The sequence below is a fragment of the Arthrobacter sp. AL12 genome, from assembly GCF_029960645.1.
GTDB lineage: Bacteria > Actinomycetota > Actinomycetes > Actinomycetales > Micrococcaceae > Arthrobacter.
The window spans coordinates 166,993-186,224 of the sequence record NZ_JASBQY010000002.1 but is presented as its reverse complement, the minus strand read 5'-3'; the positions used below and the strand labels follow the sequence as shown (position 1 = coordinate 186,224).

Sequence of the window (19,232 nt, the reverse complement as noted above, 5' to 3'; positions counted from 1 at the left end):
GGCCGGGGCGGCCCGAAAGCGGGGACGCGATATTGTGACAGCATGAGTTTTAATGACAACGTCCAACTGGATCCCTCGCAGGTCCAGGACCGGCGCGGCATGGGCCGCGGCGCCAAAGTCGGCGGCGGGATCGGCGGCGGCATTATCCTGCTGATCGCGGCGCTGCTCGGTATCAATCCGAGCCTGCTCGAAGGCCTGGCCGGCACCACGCAGGACCCCGGAGCGCAGAGCCAGGGCACGGCTCCGGCCTGCGCCAGCGGCGCCGACGCGGATGCCCGCCTGGACTGCCGGATCGTCGGCACGGTGAACAGCCTGAACGCTTTCTGGCCGGCCTACCTCGCCCAGTACAACAAGCAGTACCCGCAGCCGGAAACCGTGATCTTCACGCGCGGCACCAACACCGGATGCGGCGCCGCGACGTCGGAGGTGGGGCCCTTCTACTGCCCCGCGGACACCACCGCGTACTTCGACCCGGGCTTTTTCCAGGAGCTGGTGGACCGCTTCGGCTCCTCCGGCGGACCGCTCGCACAGGAGTATGTGGTGGCCCACGAGTTCGGCCACCACATCCAGAACGTGCTCGGGAACCTCGACCAGGCCCAGCAGGATCCCCAGGGACCGGAATCGGGGGCTGTCCGGGTGGAACTCCAGGCCGACTGCTACGCCGGACTGTGGGTCCGCTACGCCACCACCCAGGAGGACCCCAAGACCGGGCTGCCGTTCCTTGATCCGTTGACGGAGAAGGACCTGCAGGACGCCCTGTCGGCCGCCTCGGCTGTCGGCGATGACCGGATCCAGCAGGCGACGACCGGCCGGGTCTCGCCCGAGTCCTGGACCCACGGGTCCAGCGCGCAGCGGCAGCAGTGGTTCTACCGGGGTTACACAACCGGCGACATCAACCAGTGCGACACTTTCGCCGTCGCCACCCCGTAACCCGGTCCGCTGCTCCGTAACTGCCGTTTAGGGGTCCCTGAAGGGCCGCTACGGAGCAATCGATGAACGACGACGGCGGCCGGTCCCCTTCCGTGGAAGGGGACCTGCCGCCGTCGTTTTCATGTCAGGGGCCTCCGCCGCCTGGGCCCACGCTACCGAGGGGCCCCAAACGAGCGTGCGAGATTGGGGAGGTAGCGGGGAGGGTTCCCTGGCCGAGCGAAGCGAGGCAAGGGAGGCGGTGGGGATCTAGATGTTGAAGCCCAGCGCGCGCATCTGGTCGCGGCCGTCCTCGGTGATCCGCTCCGGACCCCACGGCGGCATCCAGACCCAGTTGAGGCGCCATTCGTCGACGACACCATCCAGGGACTTGCCGACCTGCTCCTCGATCACATCGGTGAGCGGGCAGGCGGCCGTGGTGAGCGTCATGTCGATCAGCAGGGCGCCGTCGTCGTCTGAGTACTTCAGTCCGTACAGCAGCCCGAGGTCAACGATGTTCACGCCCAGTTCAGGGTCGATCACATCCTTGAGTGCTTCTTCGACATCCTCGAGGCTCGTGCGGGCCACATTGAGTTCGGTCATGGTGATGTCCTAACTAGGCCTGTGCTGCAGCGGACGCGGCAGCGATGGTGGCTGCTCCGGCGCCGGTGGCGTAGCGGTCGTAGCCTTCTTCTTCGAGGCGGTCGGCGAGCTCCGGGCCGCCCTCTTCCACTACCTGGCCGTCCACGAACACGTGGACGAATTCCGGCTTGATGTAACGCAGGATCCGCGTGTAGTGCGTGATGAGCAAGGTGCCCATCTTGCCCTCGGCGTGGGCGCGGTTGACACCCTCGGAGACGACCTTGAGCGCGTCGACGTCCAGGCCCGAGTCGGTCTCGTCCAGGATGGCGAACTTGGGCTTGAACAGTTCCAGCTGAAGGATCTCGACGCGTTTCTTCTCGCCGCCGGAGAAGCCCTCGTTGACGTTGCGCTGGGTGAAGTCGGCGTCGATGCGCAGCTGCGCCATGGCGGCCTTGACGTCCTTGGTCCAGGTCCGCAGCTTGGGTGCTTCGCCGTCGATGGCAGTCTTGGCGGTCCGCAGGAAGTTCGTCATGCTGACGCCGGGAACCTCGACGGGGTACTGCATGGCCAGGAACAGGCCGGCGCGGGCGCGCTCGTCCACGCTCATCGCCAGGACGTCTTCGCCGTCCAGCGTGATGGTGCCGGAGGTGACGTTGTAGCGCGGGTGCCCGGCGATGGTGGACGCCAGGGTGGACTTGCCGGAACCGTTCGGACCCATGATGGCGTGGGTTTCGCCGGTCCGGATGGTCAGGCTGACGCCCTTCAGGATTTCCTTCGTGCCCTGCTCGGTGTCAATGCTGACGTGCAGGTCCTTGATCTCAAGAGTAGACATATGCCTTGTTCTCCTCTGCACGGTGCCCTCCGGCACTGTGCGGTTTCTTGTCGATAAGTTCTGTTGTGCGGGTTGCCGGCTGCCGGCAGCTAGCTGAAGTTCGGGGCCTCGGCGCCGTTCAGGACGTTGGTGAAGTCCACGTAGACCTCGTCATCCAGGACGGTCACGGCGAAAACCGGGACAGGATCATAGGCCGGCAGCTGGAGCGGCTCGCCGCTGCGCAGATCGAACTGGGAGCCGTGGCCCCAGCACTCGATCTTGCAGCCTTCCACCTCACCCTCGGAAAGGGAGATGTCGGCGTGCGAGCAGGTGTCGCCGATGGCATGGATCTCGCCCATCGAGTCCTTCACGATCGCGACAGGGTAGTCGTCGACCAGGATCCGCAGCGCCTGCTTGAGTTGGATCTCACTGGCGTTGCAGACGAGCTCGCCTCTTGGCTGTTCAGTCATTGATGCTTTCCGTGTTCTCTAGTGCTGCGAACTAGTGGTTCGTTGCCGCGAGTTCGCGTTCGACGGCGGCTGTGAGGCGCTCCTCGATGGCGGGAACCTTGATCTGCTGGATGATCTCGTTCAGGAAGCCGCGGACCACCAGACGGCGGGCCACCTCTTCCGGAATGCCGCGGGCCATCAGGTAGAACAGGTGCTGGTCATCGAACCGTCCGGTGGCGCTGGCGTGGCCGGCGCCGGCGATCAGGCCGGTCTCGATTTCCAGGTTCGGCACGGAGTCGGCGCGGGCGCCGTCGGTGAGGACCAGGTTGCGGTTTGCCTCATAGGTGTCGGTGCCTTCTGCTTCCTTGCGGATCAGGACGTCACCCACCCAGACGGTGTGCGCGTTGCGGCCCTGCAGGGCGCCCTTGTACAGGACGTTGGACTTGCAGTTCGCGACGGCGTGGTCCACGAAGAGGCGCTGCTCCAGGTGCTGGCCGGCGTCGGCGAAGTACAGGCCGAACAGTTCCACTTCGGCGCCCGGGGCGGTGAAGCGGGCCGACGGGGTGACCCGCACCAGGTCGCCGCCGAGGCTGACGACGATGTGCTTGAACTTGGCGTCGCGGCCGAGCTTGACCTGCTGGGAGGAGGCGTGCACGGCGTCGTCGTTCCATTCCTGGAGCGAGATGACCGTCAGCTGCGCGCCGTCCTCCACGAGGATCTCGACGTTCTCCGCCACGACCGCGGTGCCCTGGTGGTCCAGGACGACAACGGACTTGGAGAACCTCTCCGCGACAATCACCACGTGCTGGGCGGAGGCCGCGGTGCCCTGGCCGGTCAGCAGGACGCTGACCTCGCCGTCGACCTGGACCTCGGCCGGGACCGTGATGACGGTGGCTTCGGTGAAGTTTTCCCAGGCGTTCGCGGAGACGCGGTCCTCGGGGATCGCGGCGGAGCCGATCCGGCGGTCCTCACGGCCGACGGTCTCAACGGTGACGCTGTCCGGGGCGGTGACGCTCACGGACGGTGCGGTGCCGTTGAGGACCTCGGTGTGCAGGCCGCGAAGGCGCTTGAGCGGGGTGAAGCGCCAGTCCTCCTCCATGCCGGTCAGCGGCTTGAAGTCCGCGAGCTTATAGGAGGTCAGTCGTCCGGCGCGTGAGCTGTCCGGAATGCCGACGCCGCCGCCGTGCGAGTGCCGCTTGACGGCCTCGCCGGCGAGCGGGGCCTTGGACTCCCTGGCGTTCAGCGGTGAAAGGCTTTCGCCTTCCTCCGTGAAGCCGTTGATGAACGGCTTGGCTGAGGGCGCGCCGATGCGGGCCTTTTCAGTAGTGATGTCAGTCATTAACCGACCGATCCTTCCATCTGCAGTTCAATCAGGCGGTTCAGCTCAAGGGCGTATTCCATCGGCAGCTCACGGGCAATCGGCTCGATGAAGCCGCGGACGATCATCGCCATGGCCTCGTCTTCGCGCATGCCGCGGGACATCAGGTAGAACAGCTGCTCTTCGCTGACCCGCGACACCGTGGCCTCGTGCCCCATCGTGACGTCATCCTCGCGGATGTCGATGTAGGGGTACGTGTCCGAACGGCTGATGGTGTCCACGAGGAGCGCGTCACACCGGACCGTGTTGGCCGAGTGCTTGGCGCCTTCGCGGACCTGGACCAGGCCGCGGTAGGCGGCGCGGCCGCCGCCGCGGGCCACGGACTTGGAAACGATGGAGCTTTTGGTGTTCGGCGCGATGTGGACCATCTTCGAGCCGGTGTCCTGGTGCTGGCCTTCGCCTGCGAATGCGATGGACAGGGTCTCGCCCTTCGCGCCCTCGCCGACGAGGTAGACGGCCGGGTACTTCATGGTGACCTTGGAGCCGATGTTGCCATCGATCCACTCCATCGTGGCGCCCTCTTCGCAGATGGCGCGCTTGGTGACCAGGTTGTACACGTTGGTGGACCAGTTCTGGATGGTCGTGTAGCGGACGCGGGCGCCCTTCTTCACGATGATTTCCACCACGGCGGAGTGCAGCGAATCCGAGGTGTAGATTGGCGCGGTGCAGCCCTCGATGTAGTGGACGTAGGAGTCCTCGTCCGCGATGATCAGCGTGCGCTCGAACTGGCCCATGTTTTCCGTGTTGATGCGGAAGTAGGCCTGCAGGGGGATGTCCACGTGGACGCCCTTGGGCACGTACACGAAGGAACCGCCGGACCAGACGGCCGTGTTCAGCGAAGCGAACTTGTTGTCGCCCACCGGGATGATGGTGCCGAAGTACTCCTGGAAGATCTCCGGGTGCTCGCGCAGCGCGGTGTCCGTGTCCAGGAAGATGACGCCCTGCTGTTCCAGGTCCTCGCGGATCTGGTGGTAGACGACCTCGGACTCGTACTGGGCGGCGACACCGGAGACGAGGCGGCTGCGCTCGGCTTCCGGGATGCCCAGCTTCTCGTAGGTGTTCCGGATGTCCTCGGGCAGGTCTTCCCAGGTGTTGGCCTGCTTCTCCGTGGACCGCACGAAGTACTTGATGTTGTCGAAGTCGATGCCGGAGAGGTCAGCGCCCCAGGTCGGCATGGGCTTGCGGTCGAAGTACTTCAGACCCTTGAGGCGCAGGTCCAGCATCCACTTCGGCTCACTCTTCTTGGCCGAAATGTCGCGGACGACGTCCTCGTTGATGCCGCGGCGGGCGTTGGCTCCGACGTCGTTCTTGTCGGACCAGCCGTACTCATAGGTTCCGATTCCGTGGAGCTCGGGATTCTTTTCGAGAATCTCCGAAATCACAGTGGATTCAGCAACCTTCTTCTCTGATAGTTGGTCCGTCATCACGGCCTTTCTTGCAGATGGTTGGATACTTCGTCCAGGCTGCCCGGGGTGGTTGCGGGGCTGTGAGGCCCCCTGGCCGCCGGACGGCCTGTAGGTATGTGGGTGGTGCAGACGTGCCCGCCGCGTGCCAGCGTGGAGAGCCGGCGGACGTCGACGCCGACCAGCCGGGAGAACACGTCGGTCTCGACGTCGCAGAACACCGGGAACTGCGCCGCAAGTTGCTGGATGGGGCAGTGTCCCTGGCAGAGCTGCACGCTGGAGAGTGCCGCCGGCAGGGGGGCTTTGGCCTCGATCGAGGTGGTGGAGGCCACAAACCCGTCGCGGCTCAGCGCCTCGGACAGCGCCCGGGCGCGGGCGGTGATGTCCGGGCCGGCGGCGTCGATCTCCGGCGCGTAGCGGCGTTCCATTTCCCCGAAGCGTTCGACGGCGAACTGCCGCACGGCGTCGGGCCCGGCCATTTCGCCGAGGCGCTGCAGGGCCAGGGTGGCGATGTCCAGGTAGTCGTTGCCCAGCGTGGACTGCCCCTGGGAACTCAGGACATAGCGGCGGGCGGGGCGCCCTGCCCCGGCGCCGGCGCGGGCTGCGCGCTTGACCTCAATCACGCCACTGCGTGAGAGGTGGTCCAGGTGCCGCCGGACCGCGGCTGGCGTGAAACCCAGCAGGTCGCCGAGTTCGGCGGCGCTGATGGGGCCGTGTTCCAGTACCGCGTTCAGTACGCGGTCCCGGGTGCGCTCTTCGGCGTCGACCGCCGGGAAAGCGGTCGCCGCCTGGGCGGCCATGGATCCCGGTGTCACTGGTCCCGGTGTCACCGATTCCGCTGGCGCCGACGCGGCGGTCGACGCCGCACGCAGACGGCCGCGCCCGGCGGGCGCAACAGAAGTTGAGGGGCTCATGGAATACACAACACAATCATGTCGTAATTTAGTCCCCCGGACCAGTAAGGCATGGCTATCTTTGGCCCCCTGCAGATCTTCGGTCCCCTGCGGGAGCGGCACCCCGGAGCCGCCCCCGCGCGCCGTTCCCCGGCCCGGGTCCCGCCGACGGCCGGAACGGCACGTACTACATCCCGTAGAATGCTGTGGTGCGATCCCCCGAATCCCCCGTCCTGTCCATCAGCGGGCTAGTCAAGGATGTTGGGCCGCTGCCCACCCTCGACGGCAAAATGCTGCGCGTGGTCAGCGGCCTTTCCCTCGTCGCCGAACGCGGACAGGTCACGGCCCTGCTGGGGGCCAACGGCGCGGGAAAGACGACCACCATCGAGTGCGCGCAGGGTCTGCAGAAACGCACGCACGGCAGCATCAGCCTCCTCGGCGAGGACCCGGACACCGCGGGGGCCGCGCTGCGGGCCCGCGTCGGGGTGATGCTGCAGGACGGCGGTCTGCCGCCGTCGGCCCGCCCCATTCCGCTGCTTAAGCATGTTGCCGGGATGTACCAGGACCCGTGGCCGGTCGGGGAGCTCATCGAGCGCCTGGGCATCGACTCCTTCAGCCGGACGTCCGTGCGGCGGCTCTCCGGCGGGCAGAAGCAGCGGCTCGCGCTCGCGGCCGCGCTGGTGGGCAACCCCGAGGTGCTGTTCCTGGACGAGCCGAGCGCCGGCCTGGACCCGCAGTCGCGCCAGCTTGTGTTCGAGCTCATCTCCGAACTCCGGAACCGCGGGATGGGGATCGTCCTGACCACCCACCTCATGGACGACGCCCAGCGCCTCGCCGATTACGTCTACATCATCGACGCCGGCCGCAATGTGGCCGAGGGGACCGTCGCCCAACTCCTGCAGCACCCCCTCCCGCCGGAGGCCGGGGAGCAGCACATCCGCACCCTGCTGTTCGAGGCCGACCCCGGGCTGGACTTCACCGGGGTGCTGCCCGACGGCGTCAACGTCACCGAGGCACGGGCCGGCAGCTACGCCGCCACCGGCGCGCTGACCGCCGCGGACCTCGCGGCGATCACCGCGTGGTGGGCTGCGCGGGGAATCATGCCCCGCTCGCTGAGCCTTGAAGCCCGCAGCCTTGAGGACGTCTTTCTCGACATCTCCGGAAGGGAGATCCGATGACCCGCGACAGTGCCGCTCTGGGCAGCGCACGGCCCGGCAGCGCCGCGCCGGCCCGCACCCTCGGGAGCGCCCCGGCGCCACTGCTGCGGCGCATCGTGCTGCAGGGGAAGTACGAGACGGTCACCATGCTCAGAAACGGCGAACAGCTGATCCTGGCGGTCGTGCTGCCGCTGTTGGCCATGGTGGGCCTGACGGTCACGCCCTTGCTGGACGGGTTCGGCGCGAGCCGGATCAATGTTGCCGTGCCCGGGATCCTCGCGCTGTGTGCCATGTCCACCGCGTTCACCGGCCAGGGCATCTCCACCGGTTTTGACCGCCGCTACGGGGTCCTGCGGTTCCTTTCCACCACTCCCCTGGGGCGTACCGGGCTGATCGCCGGGAAGATCCTTGCGGTCCTTGCGGTCCTGGCGCTGCAGGTGCTGGTGGTCACTGCCGTGGCCCTGCTGCTGGGCTGGCAGCCGGATCCGCTGGGCTGGGCCCCGGGCCTCGTGCTGCTGGTGCTCGGTGCGGCGGCCTTCACCGCGCTGGGCCTGCTCGTCGCCGGAACGGTCCGTCCGGAGGCGACCCTCGCGATCACCAACCTGCTGTGGATCCTGCTCGGTGCCCTCGGCGGGATCGTGATCCCGGCCGAACGGCTGCCCGCCCTGCTGGAGTCGATCGTGCAGTTCCTCCCCTCCGGCGCCCTGGGACAGGCCATGCGCGAAGCCTTCCTGTCCGGGACCGTCAGTCCTGTCCCGGTACTTGTCCTGCTGCTCTGGACGGCGATCGCCGGCGGCGCAGCCACCCGATGGTTCAAATGGAATTGAGAAATCTGTGAGCACGGCCTCCCGCCCTCCCCTTACCGCGTCCCGGAACATCGCCTGGCTGCCCGTCACGGTCAACAAGACGGTGCAGCGGCTGGCGGTGCTGTCCCTGATCGGCCAGACCGTCCTGATCGTGACCGGCGGCGCGGTCCGCCTGACCTCCTCGGGCCTGGGCTGCCCCACCTGGCCGCGCTGCACGGACGCGTCGCTCGTGAACACCCCGGAAATGGGCATCCACGGCATCATCGAGTTCGGCAACCGCCTCCTGACGTTCGCGCTGGCCGCCGTCGCCGTCGCCATGCTGGTGTACCTCTGGAACCTCCGCAGGGAACGGCGCGACCTCTTCCTGCTGGCCCTCGGCCTGCTCGCCAGCATCCCGGCGCAGGCCGTCATCGGCGGCATCACGGTGTTGACCCAGCTGAACCCCTGGGTCGTCGGCCTGCACTTCCTGGTCTCCATGGCGCTGGTGGTCGTGGCCACCCTGCTGGTCAACCGTGCCTACGGGCGGACGGGCCGCTTCCGGGTCGCTGAACTGCCGGCCCTGCCGGGTGTCGCGCGCCCGCTGATGACCGCCGTCGCGCTGTTCTCCGCCCTGGCCGTTTGCCTGGGTGTTGTGGTCACCGGAGCGGGCCCGCACGCGGGCGACGCCGATGCGCCGCGCAACAACCTGGACTGGGACCTGTTCTCGCACATCCACGCCGTGCCGGCCTACCTGGTGACCGCCGGGGCGCTGTTCGCGCTGTACCTCGTCATCCGCGACCGGACCCCCGGCCCGTTCCGCACCGCCGTCATGATGCTTCTGGGCGTCACAGTGCTGCAGGCCGCCATCGGCTTCACGCAGTACTACAACGGCATCCCGGCGCTCCTGGTCGCGGCGCACATGCTCGCCGCCGCCCTGCTGATGAGCGCGGCCACCAACGCCGCCGACCTGGCCCGCAGCAGCCCGGTCAAGTAGCCGCAACACCCCGGCCGCACGCACCGTCGTACAAAACAACGCGGGGTCACTTGCGGTCCATCCGGACGCCCGGAATGGGGCCGCAAGTGACCCCGCGTTGGTGTGTCGCGGAGGGCTGGGGCTAGCCGCCCATGAGGGGGGAACCGATGAACGGGTCGACGGCGAGGGCGATGAAGAGCAGGGTCAGGTAGCTGATCGAGCCGTGGAAGACCTTCATGGCGCCCTTGTTGGACACGTCGCCGGCCTGCGCCCGGTTGTACAGGCCGTGCGATTCGAAGAGGAACCAGGCACCGGCGAGTACCGCGGTGACGGTGTAGACCCAGCCGGCGCCGCCGGCCGGGACGAGCAGCAGCGAGCACGCCACCATGGCCCACGCGTACAGGACCACCTGGACGGAAACAACCTTGGCCCCGGCGATCGCACCGAGCATCGGCACGTTGGCGTTGCGGTAGTCCTCGCCGTAGCGCATGGACAGCGGCCAGTAGTGCGGCGGCGTCCACAGGAAGATGACCATAAAGAGCACGACGGCGGGCCACTCGACCGTGTTGGTCACCGCGGCCCAGGCAATCAGCACCGGGAAGCAGCCGGCCGCCCCGCCCCAGACAATGTTCTGCGCCGTGCGGCGCTTGAGGATCATCGTGTAGATGACCACATAGAAGACGATGGCGCCGACGCCGAGCCAGGCGGCGAGCGGGTTGGCGCCGAACCAGAGGATCGCGATCGCCGCCGCGCCGAGGAGCCAGGAGAAGATCAGCGCCTCACGCGGGGTGACCTCGCCGGTGACCAGCGGCCGGTTCTCGGTGCGGTGCATGAGCTTGTCGATGTCCCGGTCGATATAGCAGTTGAAGGCGCCCGCGCTGCCGGCGGCAAAGGCACCGCCGACCAGGGTTGCCACGATCAGGCCGATCGACGGGAAGCCGCGCTCGGCGTAGATCATGGTCGGCAGGGTGCTGACCAGCAGGAGCTCGATGACGCGGGGTTTCGTGAGCGCCAGATAGGCCTTGGCTTTGCGGGCGAAGCCGGTTCTTCCGCGGATGGGAGAGGCGTTCAGCGGCGTATCTGTTGTGCTCACGGTGGCAGTCACTCTGTTCTGTCTGGCTGTTCAGTCCGGCTGGTTCCGCAACGCGGGTTGCATATCGGAGGGGTCCTCGCGCAGCGCACAGGCGTGTCCCCGCCCCCGTTGGTAGCCACGAACCATCATACCGTGCAGGCACAGCGCGGCGGGTCCCGGGAACACTGCCGGCGGGGAGCCGTGATTCGAACATATTAACGCGGGCTCACAGCCGCCGCGGACGCCGGTGATTCATATAAGCCGAAATCCGGTCCAATTGGTGAGATATACCGCACCCGCCCGGTGGAATAGGGCTAAGCTGTCTGCAGATCAGCGCGCACAGGAACGGCCAAAAGGCTTCCCCAGTGCTGGATGCACCTTCCTGCAGATTTATGCAGGTGTGTCCCGGCGCGCGCCGCTGAAGGATAGATCAACGTTTCGATGGTGAACGGCTGGTACGTACCGCAGCGGGCACCGAACTGTGCCCCGGACGGGACTGACCATACCACCCGCCATCAGCACAGAGAGGGGCCCGGTTTTCGTGCCAAATTTGGAAGAGCAAGAACTGTCTTGGACCAGCCTGGACCAGCGCGCCGTGGACACCATCCGTGTCCTCGCCGCCGACGCGGTGGAGAAGGTCGGCAACGGCCACCCCGGCACCGCCATGAGCCTGGCTCCGGCCGCCTACCTTCTCTTCCAGAAGCTGATGCGGCACGACCCGAAGAACCCCGACTGGCTGGGACGGGACCGTTTCGTCCTCTCCCCCGGGCACACCTCCCTGACGCTGTACATCCAGCTCTTCCTCTCCGGCTACGGCCTGGAACTGAAGGACCTTGAGGCGCTGCGCACCTGGGGTTCGCTGACCCCCGGCCACCCGGAATACAAGCACACCGCCGGCGTCGAGATCACCACCGGCCCGCTGGGCCAGGGCCTCGCGTCCGCCGTCGGCTTCGCCTACTCCCAGCGCCGGATGCGTGGGCTGTTCGACGCCGACGCCGCTGAGGGCACCAGCCCGTTCGACCACACCATCTGGGTCATCGCCTCCGACGGCGACCTGCAGGAAGGCGTGACCTCTGAGGCCTCCTCCCTCGCCGGGCACCAGGAGCTCGGGAACCTCGTGGTGATTTACGACGAGAACCACATCTCGATCGAGGACGACACCGACGTCGCCTTCACCGAGGATGTCCTGGCCCGCTACGAGGCCTACGGCTGGCACACCCAGCGGGTGGACTGGACCCGGACCGGGGAATACAAGGAGGACGTGCAGGAACTGCATGCCGCGCTCCTCGCCGCGAAGGCCGAGACGGGCAAGCCGTCCATCATTTCGCTGCGCACCATCATCGGCTACCCGGCCCCGAAGAAGCAGAACACCGGCAAGATTCACGGCTCCGCCCTCGGCGCCGAGGAAGTCGCCGCGCTGAAGAAGGTCCTCGGCTTCGACCCGGAGCGCACCTTCCAGGTCGATGACGACGTCCTGGCCCACGCCCGGAAAGCCGCGGACCGCGGCGCGGCCGCCCGCACCGAATGGCAGACAGCCTTCGAGGCCTGGCAGTCGTCCAACGCCGAGGCCGCCGCGCTGCTCGAACGCGTCGAGGCGAAAAAGCTCCCGGCCGAGCTCGACGCCGCCCTGCCGGTCTTCGAAGCCGGCAAGGACGTCTCCACCCGCGCCGCGTCGGGCAAGGTCCTGAACGCGATCGGCCCGGTGATGCCGGAGCTGTGGGGCGGCTCCGCCGACCTCGCCGAATCGAACAACACCACCATCGAGGGCTCGCCGTCGTTCATCCCGGCCTCCCGCTCCACGGCCGCCTGGAAGGGCAACCCCTACGGACGGGTGCTGCACTTCGGCATCCGCGAGCACGCCGCCGCGTCGATCGTGAACGGCATTTCCCTGCACGGGCGCACCCGCGCGTTCTCGGGCACGTTCCTGATCTTCAGCGACTACCAGCGCCCGGCGATCCGCCTCGGTGCCCTCATGGGGGTCCCGTCGCTGTACGTCTGGACGCACGACTCGATCGGCCTCGGCGAAGACGGACCGACCCACCAGCCGGTGGAGCAGCTCGCCACGCTCCGGGCCATCCCGGGCCTGGACGTCGTCCGCCCGGGCGACGCCAACGAGGTCGCGGCGGCCTGGAAGGTCATGCTCGAGAACCACGGGAACCCTGCCGGCATCGTGCTGACACGCCAGAACATTCCCACCTATGCCCGCGGAACGTCCGACGCCGAGGGTGACACCTTCGGCTCCGCCGCCGGCGTCGCCAAGGGCGGCTACGTCCTGGCGGAGGCGTCGGCCAACGGCCGGACCGCCGAGCCGCAGGTCATCCTGATCGGCACCGGCTCGGAAGTCCAGCTGGCCGTGCACGCCCGCGAAGCGCTCCAGGCAGAGGGGATCCCCACCCGCGTGGTGTCGATGCCGTGCGTGGAGTGGTTCAACAAGCAGGACGCCGCCTACCGCGAAACGGTGCTCCCGGCGGCAGTCAAGGCACGGGTGTCCGTCGAGGCCGGGCTCGCCCTGGGCTGGAAGGAATTCGTCGGCGACGCCGGCCGTTCCATCGGCCTTGAGCACTTCGGCGCCTCGGCGGACTACAAGCGCCTGTTCCAGGAATTCGGCATCACCGCGGAGGCCGTTGCCGCCGCAGCCAGGGAATCCCTCGCCGGCCTTCCGGCCTGACCCCAACTTCACGCTTTCCGGGCCGCCGCCCCAACACAAGGGCGGCGGCCCCAGACTTCAGGAGTTAACTATGAGCACCACCACCCCCACGCAGCAGCTCTCCGACGCCGGCGTCTCCATCTGGCTCGATGACCTCTCCCGCGGCCGGCTGTCCACCGGCACGCTGCGCAAGCTGATCGAGGAGAAGAACGTCGTCGGCGTCACCACGAACCCGTCGATCTTCCACGCGGCCATCACCACCGGCCACGACTACGACGACATCATCGCCGCCAAGGCCGCCTCCGGCGCCAGCGTCGAGGAGACCGTCTTCGCGATCACCACCTCCGACGTCGCCGACGCCTGCGACCTCTTCGCCCCGGTGGCAGCGGCCACGAAGGGCGTCGACGGCCGCGTGTCGATCGAGGTTGACCCGCGCCTGGCCTGGGACACCGCCAGCACCATCACCGAGGCCAAGGAACTGTACGCCCAGGTCAACAAGGACAACGTGCTGATCAAGATCCCGGCGACCCTTGAGGGCCTGGAAGCCATCACCGCCACGCTCGCCGCCGGCATCAGCGTCAACGTCACGCTGATCTTCTCCCTCGAGCGCTACCGCGCCGTCATCAACGCCTTCCAGTCCGGCCTGGAGCAAGCCAGGGACAACGGCCATGACCTCTCCAAAATCCACTCGGTCGCGTCCTTCTTCGTCTCCCGCGTCGACGCCGAAATCGACAAGCGCCTCGACGCCATCGGCACCGACGAGGCCCGCGCCCTCAAGGGCAAAGCCGGCCTCGCGAACGCCCGCCTGGCCTACCAGGTCTACGAGGAGCTCTTCTCCACCGAACGCTGGGCCCTCCTGGCCGACGCCGGCGCCCTCCCGCAGCGCCCGCTGTGGGCCTCCACCGGCGTCAAGGACCCGGCCTACCCGGACACCCTGTACGTCACGGAACTCGTGGCCCCCGGCGTGGTGAACACCATGCCGGAAAAGACCCTCGACGCGACCTTCGACCACGGCGCCGTGACCGGCAACACGATCAGCCGCGGCTACGACGACGCCAACGCCACCCTGAACGCCCTCGATGGCCTCGGCATCTCCTACAACGAGGTCGTCGCGGTGCTCGAGTCCGAAGGCCTCGACAAGTTCGTGGCAAGCTGGAAGGAACTGCTGGCCGACGTCGAGGCAGCCCTCGCCGCTGCACGGAAGGACGCATAGTCCCATGACCACTCTCAGCTACGACGCCACGGGCGCCGCCCGCCTGGCCCACGAACAGCACCTGACCGCCCTGCTGGAAGACAAAGTCGCCACCCGGATCTTCGCCAAGGACCCCACCCTGTGGGGTCCCGACGCGGCGGCCGAGGCTTCGGTCCGGCTCGGCTGGGTTGAGGCGGCCACCGTCTCCCAGCGGCTGGTCGCGGACATCCTGGCCCTCCGCGACGCCCTGCGCGCCGACGGCGTCAGCCGGATTGTCCTGTGCGGCATGGGCGGATCCTCGCTGGCCCCCGAGGTCATCGCCGGAACCGCCGGCGTCGAGCTGACCGTGCTGGACAGCACCGATCCGGAACAGGTCGCCGCCGCCCTCGCGGACCGGCTGGCCGAAACCGCGATTGTGGTGTCCTCCAAGTCCGGTTCCACCCTGGAGACGGATTCGCAGCGCCGGATCTTCGAGCACGCCTTCACCGAGGCCGGCCTCGACGCGAAGAGCCGCATCATCATCGTCACCGATCCGGGTTCGCCGCTGGATACCGCCTCCCGGGAGGCCGGCTACCGCGCCGTCTTCAACGCCGACCCCACCGTCGGCGGGCGCTACTCGGCGCTCACCGCGTTCGGGATGGTGCCCTGCGGACTCGCCGGCGTGGACATCCAGGCCTTCCTGGACGAGGCGGAGGAAGCCGCCGAGGTCCTCAATGAGGACGGCGAGGAAAACATCGGCCTCGCCCTCGGCTCGGCACTGGGCGGCACCAACCCGCTGCGCAACAAGATCGTCATCGCCGAGGACGGCTCCGGGATCAAGGGCTTCGCGGACTGGGCCGAACAGCTTATTGCCGAATCCACCGGAAAACTCGGCACCGGCGTGCTGCCGGTCGTCGCCGGCCCGTCCTCCCCGGAGGCCACCCTCGGAGCCCCCGACGTCCTGGTGATCCGCGTCGTCGCGGCGGACGCCGACGTCGAACTCGGCGAAAACGAGGTCGCGATCGCCGGCGGCCTGCCCACCCAGATGATGACGTGGGAGTTCGCCACCGCGGTCGCCGGACGCCTCCTCGGCATCAACCCCTATGACCAGCCCGACGTCGAAGCCGCCAAGGTGGCCGCCCGCGGCCTGCTGGACGCCCAGCCCGAACCGACGCCGGCGGCCTTCACCGACGGTGCCGTCGAGGTCCGCGGCGGCGACTGGCTCGGCGGCGCGGGCACCGCTGCCGAAGCGGTCAGCGCCCTGCTGGGCGAACTTGGTCCGGACAGCTACCTGAGCGTCCAGGCCTACTTCGACCGGCTCGCCTACGCACCCCTTGAGGGGGTCCGGGACCAGCTGGCAGCCGTCAGCGGCCGCCCGGTGACCTTTGGCTGGGGTCCGCGGTTCCTGCACTCGACGGGGCAGTTCCACAAGGGCGGACCCGCGATCGGCGTCTTCCTGCAGGTGACGGCCGCCTCCGCCACCGACCTGGCCATCCCGGACCGTCCCTTCACCTTCGGCGAGCTGATCTCCGCGCAGGCCGCCGGCGATGCGCAGGTGCTGTCCGAACACGGCCGCCCGGTCCTGCGACTGCACCTCACGGACCGCGCCGCGGGCGTCCGCCAGCTGCAGGAGATCATCTCCACGCTGGCCGGCCGGGCAGTCCCCTCCTCCGAAAGCTAAGGCACCCACGCAACCATGCCAGACAAACACAATGGCGGCCGCAGTTCCGCGACCCGCTCGGGAAGGCCTGCCGGCAACCCGCTCCGGGACCCGCGGGACCGCCGCCTGAACCGTATCGCCGGACCGTCGTCGCTGGTCCTGTTCGGCGTCACGGGGGACCTCGCACGCAAGAAGCTCATGCCGGCCGTCTACGACCTGGCCAACCGCGGGCTGCTGCCGCCCAGCTTTGCCCTCGTCGGCTTCGCCCGGCGGAACTGGGAGACCGAGGACTTCGCCGCCGAGGTGAAGACCGCGGTCAAGGCCTACGCCCGCACCCCGTTCGACGAAACGGTGTGGACGCAGCTCGCCGAAGGCATAAGGTTCGTGCAGGGCGAGTTCGACGACGACGACGCCTTCAAACGGCTGTCCGAAACCATCGACGAACTCGATGAGCAGCGGGGAACGCGCGGCAACCACGCGTTCTACCTCTCCATCCCGCCGAACGCCTTCGAGCTGGTCTGCCGGCAGCTGTCCAAGCACGGCCTGGCCCAGGCCGAGGGGGACAAGTGGCGGCGAGTCGTGATCGAGAAGCCGTTCGGCCACGACCTCGAGTCGGCCCGGCAGCTCAACGACATCGTCGAGTCGGTCTTCCCGCCGGACGCGGTCTTCCGGATCGACCATTACCTGGGCAAGGAGACGGTTCAGAACATCCTGGCGCTGCGCTTCGCCAACCAGCTCTTCGAGCCGCTCTGGAACGCTAACTACGTGGACCACGTCCAGATCACCATGGCCGAGGACATCGGCACCGGCGGCCGGGCAGGCTATTACGACGGCGTCGGAGCGGCCCGCGACGTCATCCAGAACCACCTGCTCCAGCTCCTGGCGCTGACCGCGATGGAAGAACCGATTTCCTTCAACGCCGACGACCTCCGCGCGGAGAAGGAAAAGGTCCTCGCCGCCGTCCGGCTCCCCGAGGACCTCTCCACCCATTCGGCGCGCGGGCAGTTCACCGGCGGCTGGCAGGGCGGCGAAAAAGTCGTCGGATACCTTGAGGAGGACGGCATCCCCGCCGACTCCACGACCGAGACGTTCGCCGCGATCCGGGTCGACATCAATACCCGCCGCTGGTCCGGGGTGCCGTTCTACCTGCGCGCCGGCAAGCGGCTGGGCCGCCGGGTGACCGAGATCGCCGTGGTGCTCAAACGCGCCCCCAACCTGCTCTTCACCGACCACGGCGAGGACGACTTCGGCCAGAACGCCGTCGTGATCCGCGTCCAGCCCGACGAGGGCGCCACCATCCGCTTCGGGTCCAAGGTCCCCGGCACGCAAATGGAAGTCCGCGACGTCACCATGGACTTCGGCTACGGCCACTCCTTTACGGAGTCCAGCCCGGAGGCCTACGAACGGCTCATCCTCGATGTGCTCCTCGGCGAGCCGCCGCTGTTCCCGCGCCACGCGGAAGTCGAACTGTCCTGGAAGATCCTGGACCCCTTCGAGGACTACTGGGCGTCCCTGGCCGAACAGCCCGAACCCTACGCCCCGGGCAGCTGGGGCCCTCCTTCCGCCGACGAGCTCCTTGCCCGTGACGGACGAACCTGGAGAAGGCCATGATCGTAGATCTTCCCGACACCACCACCTCCAAGATTTCCAAGAAGATCATGGCCCTGCGCGAACAGGGCGGCGTCATCGCCCTGGGCCGGGTGCTGACCCTCGTGGTCGTCACCAAATCCGGGCTGGAAGAGGAGGCCATCGAGGCCGCCAACGAGGCCAGCCGGGAGCACCCGTGCCGGATCATCGTCCTCGCCGACGCCGGCGCCAAGGCCCCGACCCGGCTCGATGCGCAGATCCGGGTGGGCGGCGACGCCGGGGCCTCCGAGGTCATCCTGCTCCGCGGCTACGGCGAACTCGCGGAGGAAAGCGAATCCCTCGTCGCGGCCCTGCTGCTGCCGGACGCGCCCATCGTGGCCTGGTGGCCGCACGGCGCCCCGAAGAACGCCTGCCAGACCTCCATCGGCCGGATCGCGCACCGCCGGATCACCGACTCGGCCAACGAGTCCGATCCGCAGCGGGCGCTGGACAACATCCGCCGCACCTACAAGGCCGGCGACACCGACCTGGCCTGGACCCGCCTGACCAACTGGCGGATCCAGCTCGCCGCGGTCCTGGACCAGGTGAACGGTTCCCCGGTGACGGCGGTCGCCGTTGAAGGCGCCTCGGACTCCCCCAGCACGATCCTGCTGGCGGCCTGGCTCACGCTGGCCCTGGACGCTCCGGTCACGATCGTGGCGGACCCGGCCGGCACCGGGATCCGGCGGGTGCGGCTTACCCGCACCGCAGGGGACGTGCAGCTGTTCCGGCCGGGTCTCACCGTGGCGGAACTGAGCCAGCCCGGGCAGCCGGTCCAGCGCATCTCACTGCCGCGCCGCAGCCTCAAGGACTGCCTTGCCGAAGAGCTGCGCCGCCTGGATCCGGACGAAGTGTTCGGTGAAGTGATTACTATTGGACTGCCACGTACCAATCTAAGGAGTGTCCGTCCCAGTGAGCGCTGATCCCAGAGTAAGCATCCATCCCGATTCGTCCGTTCTGTTGGCAGCCATCGCGGCGCGCCTGATCACCAAGCTGGTGGACATCCAGGACAAGCACGGCGAGGCGACGGTGGTGCTTACCGGCGGGTCGATGGGCATCGGCTCGCTCAAGGCCGTGGCCGAGTCGCCGGCGGCTCCGGCCGTCGACTGGTCCAAGGTCAATTTCTGGTGGGGCGATGAGCGTTTCGTCGCCACCGACGACCCCGAACGCAACACCCGCCAGGCCCATGAGGCTCTGCTCTCGCGCATAGATGCGGATCCGGCCCGGATCCACGTGCCCGGGTCCGCCAGCGACTTCGACACTCCCGAGGAGGCGGCCGCGGACTACGCCCGCCAACTCAGCGACGCGGCGGCAGCGGAACACGCCGCGGACATGTCCGATGACCGGCCGGAGCACCCGTCGGCGCTCCCCCGCTTCGACATCGTCCTGCTGGGGGTTGGGCCGGACGCGCACGTAGCGTCGCTCTTCCCCGAACAGGCAGGCATCCGGGAGAAGGAACTGTCCGTGGTGGGCGTCCGCAACTCCCCCAAGCCGCCGCCGCTGCGGGTGTCCCTGACGCTGCCCGCCATCAACACGGCCTCGGAAGTCTGGATGGTGGTCGCCGGCGAGGACAAGGCCGGCGCCGTGGGGCTGGCCCTTGCGGGCGCCAACCCGGTGCAGGTGCCTGCGGCCGGCCCGCGGGGGCGGAACGAAACCCTTTGGCTGATCGATGAGAACGCGGCTGCCCGGGTTCCGGAGCAGCTGGTCCGGAAGAGTTAG

The 19,232-nt window shown here is 68.1% G+C and carries 17 protein-coding genes; 10 read left to right on the top strand and 7 right to left on the bottom strand.

Annotated elements, in window-relative coordinates; all coding sequences use genetic code 11:
• Window positions 1-42: 42 nt before the first annotated feature.
• On the top strand, window positions 43-930 hold the full coding sequence (locus QK291_RS03630) for a neutral zinc metallopeptidase (protein WP_282379227.1): 888 nt from the start codon (window positions 43-45) through the stop codon (window positions 928-930).
• 246 nt (window positions 931-1,176) lie between these two features.
• On the opposite strand, the gene QK291_RS03625 is transcribed toward QK291_RS03630, so the two are convergent.
• From QK291_RS03625 to QK291_RS03600, 6 genes are all read right to left on the bottom strand, one after another.
• Window positions 1,177-1,509 carry a metal-sulfur cluster assembly factor gene (locus tag QK291_RS03625; protein WP_069951673.1) on the bottom strand — a complete coding sequence of 111 codons (333 nt, stop codon included), beginning with the start codon at window positions 1,507-1,509 and terminating at the stop codon, window positions 1,177-1,179.
• A gap of 13 nt (window positions 1,510-1,522) precedes the next feature.
• On the bottom strand, window positions 1,523-2,320 hold the full coding sequence (gene sufC / locus QK291_RS03620) for a Fe-S cluster assembly ATPase SufC (RefSeq protein ID WP_024365477.1): 798 nt from the start codon (window positions 2,318-2,320) through the stop codon (window positions 1,523-1,525).
• Window positions 2,321-2,409: 89 nt separating this feature from the next.
• Entirely contained in the window at window positions 2,410-2,769 is a 360-nt protein-coding gene (locus QK291_RS03615) for a non-heme iron oxygenase ferredoxin subunit (protein WP_024365476.1), read from the bottom strand.
• A gap of 31 nt (window positions 2,770-2,800) precedes the next feature.
• Window positions 2,801-4,087: a Fe-S cluster assembly protein SufD gene (gene sufD, locus QK291_RS03610; RefSeq protein WP_282379220.1), complete on the bottom strand. Its 1,287-nt coding sequence runs from the start codon at window positions 4,085-4,087 to the stop codon at window positions 2,801-2,803.
• Window positions 4,087-5,550: a Fe-S cluster assembly protein SufB gene (gene sufB, locus QK291_RS03605; RefSeq protein ID WP_282379218.1), complete on the bottom strand. Its 1,464-nt coding sequence runs from the start codon at window positions 5,548-5,550 to the stop codon at window positions 4,087-4,089. The genes sufD and sufB overlap by 1 nt, the downstream gene beginning before the upstream one ends.
• Complete coding sequence (locus QK291_RS03600) at window positions 5,550-6,329, bottom strand: MarR family transcriptional regulator (RefSeq protein ID WP_282379483.1); 780 nt, start codon at window positions 6,327-6,329, stop codon at window positions 5,550-5,552. Before QK291_RS03600 ends, sufB begins: the two co-directional genes overlap by 1 nt.
• Before the next feature lie 302 nt (window positions 6,330-6,631).
• Between QK291_RS03600 and QK291_RS03595 the strand changes: the two genes are divergently transcribed.
• The 3 genes from QK291_RS03595 to QK291_RS03585 are packed head-to-tail and all read left to right on the top strand — an operon-like array spanning window position 6,632 to window position 9,358.
• On the top strand, window positions 6,632-7,600 hold the full coding sequence (locus tag QK291_RS03595; protein ID WP_282379216.1) for an ABC transporter ATP-binding protein: 969 nt from the start codon (window positions 6,632-6,634) through the stop codon (window positions 7,598-7,600).
• The gene (locus QK291_RS03590; RefSeq protein WP_282379214.1) at window positions 7,597-8,406 is read left to right on the top strand and encodes an ABC transporter permease; all 810 of its coding nucleotides are present in this window, start codon (window positions 7,597-7,599) and stop codon (window positions 8,404-8,406) included. Before QK291_RS03595 ends, QK291_RS03590 begins: the two co-directional genes overlap by 4 nt.
• Before the next feature lie 7 nt (window positions 8,407-8,413).
• Window positions 8,414-9,358, top strand: coding sequence for a COX15/CtaA family protein (locus QK291_RS03585; protein ID WP_282379213.1), 945 nt, complete (start codon window positions 8,414-8,416; stop codon window positions 9,356-9,358).
• Window positions 9,359-9,479: 121 nt separating this feature from the next.
• Here the strand turns inward: QK291_RS03585 and QK291_RS03580 are convergent, their stop codons facing one another.
• Window positions 9,480-10,442, bottom strand: coding sequence for a heme o synthase (locus QK291_RS03580; RefSeq protein WP_282379211.1), 963 nt, complete (start codon window positions 10,440-10,442; stop codon window positions 9,480-9,482).
• Window positions 10,443-10,959: 517 nt separating this feature from the next.
• Between QK291_RS03580 and tkt the strand changes: the two genes are divergently transcribed.
• The 6 genes from tkt (at window position 10,960) to pgl (ending at window position 19,232) form a co-directional block, all read left to right on the top strand.
• Window positions 10,960-13,077 (top strand): transketolase, encoded by a 2,118-nt coding sequence (gene tkt / locus QK291_RS03575; RefSeq protein ID WP_282379481.1) that lies wholly within the window; start codon window positions 10,960-10,962, stop codon window positions 13,075-13,077.
• A 70-nt stretch (window positions 13,078-13,147) separates the two neighbouring features.
• Window positions 13,148-14,269, top strand: a complete 1,122-nt coding sequence (gene tal / locus QK291_RS03570) for a transaldolase (protein ID WP_282379209.1) — start codon at window positions 13,148-13,150, stop codon at window positions 14,267-14,269.
• 4 nt (window positions 14,270-14,273) lie between these two features.
• Entirely contained in the window at window positions 14,274-15,908 is a 1,635-nt protein-coding gene (locus QK291_RS03565; protein ID WP_282379207.1) for a glucose-6-phosphate isomerase, read from the top strand.
• A gap of 15 nt (window positions 15,909-15,923) precedes the next feature.
• Entirely contained in the window at window positions 15,924-17,498 is a 1,575-nt protein-coding gene (gene zwf / locus QK291_RS03560; protein WP_282379206.1) for a glucose-6-phosphate dehydrogenase, read from the top strand.
• Window positions 17,495-18,436: a glucose-6-phosphate dehydrogenase assembly protein OpcA gene (locus tag QK291_RS03555; protein WP_282379205.1), complete on the top strand. Its 942-nt coding sequence runs from the start codon at window positions 17,495-17,497 to the stop codon at window positions 18,434-18,436. Before zwf ends, QK291_RS03555 begins: the two co-directional genes overlap by 4 nt.
• Complete coding sequence (gene pgl, locus QK291_RS03550) at window positions 18,426-19,232, top strand: 6-phosphogluconolactonase (protein WP_282379204.1); 807 nt, start codon at window positions 18,426-18,428, stop codon at window positions 19,230-19,232. Before QK291_RS03555 ends, pgl begins: the two co-directional genes overlap by 11 nt.

Bases quoted from the DNA above. Each gene is read 5' to 3' on its own strand.
- sufC (WP_024365477.1), bottom strand. From the start codon at position 2,320: ATGTCTACTCTTGAGATCAAGGACCTGCACGTCAGCATTGACACCGAG.
- QK291_RS03565 (WP_282379207.1), top strand. From the start codon at position 14,274: ATGACCACTCTCAGCTACGACGCCACGGGCGCCGCCCGCCTGGCCCAC.
- zwf (WP_282379206.1), top strand. From the start codon at position 15,924: ATGCCAGACAAACACAATGGCGGCCGCAGTTCCGCGACCCGCTCGGGA.
- QK291_RS03630 (WP_282379227.1), top strand. From the start codon at position 43: ATGAGTTTTAATGACAACGTCCAACTGGATCCCTCGCAGGTCCAGGAC.
- QK291_RS03615 (WP_024365476.1), bottom strand. From the start codon at position 2,769: ATGACTGAACAGCCAAGAGGCGAGCTCGTCTGCAACGCCAGTGAGATC.
- sufB (WP_282379218.1), bottom strand. From the start codon at position 5,550: ATGACGGACCAACTATCAGAGAAGAAGGTTGCTGAATCCACTGTGATT.
- QK291_RS03555 (WP_282379205.1), top strand. From the start codon at position 17,495: ATGATCGTAGATCTTCCCGACACCACCACCTCCAAGATTTCCAAGAAG.
- sufD (WP_282379220.1), bottom strand. From the start codon at position 4,087: ATGACTGACATCACTACTGAAAAGGCCCGCATCGGCGCGCCCTCAGCC.
- QK291_RS03625 (WP_069951673.1), bottom strand. From the start codon at position 1,509: ATGACCGAACTCAATGTGGCCCGCACGAGCCTCGAGGATGTCGAAGAA.
- QK291_RS03590 (WP_282379214.1), top strand. From the start codon at position 7,597: ATGACCCGCGACAGTGCCGCTCTGGGCAGCGCACGGCCCGGCAGCGCC.
- QK291_RS03600 (WP_282379483.1), bottom strand. From the start codon at position 6,329: ATGGCCGCCCAGGCGGCGACCGCTTTCCCGGCGGTCGACGCCGAAGAG.
- tal (WP_282379209.1), top strand. From the start codon at position 13,148: ATGAGCACCACCACCCCCACGCAGCAGCTCTCCGACGCCGGCGTCTCC.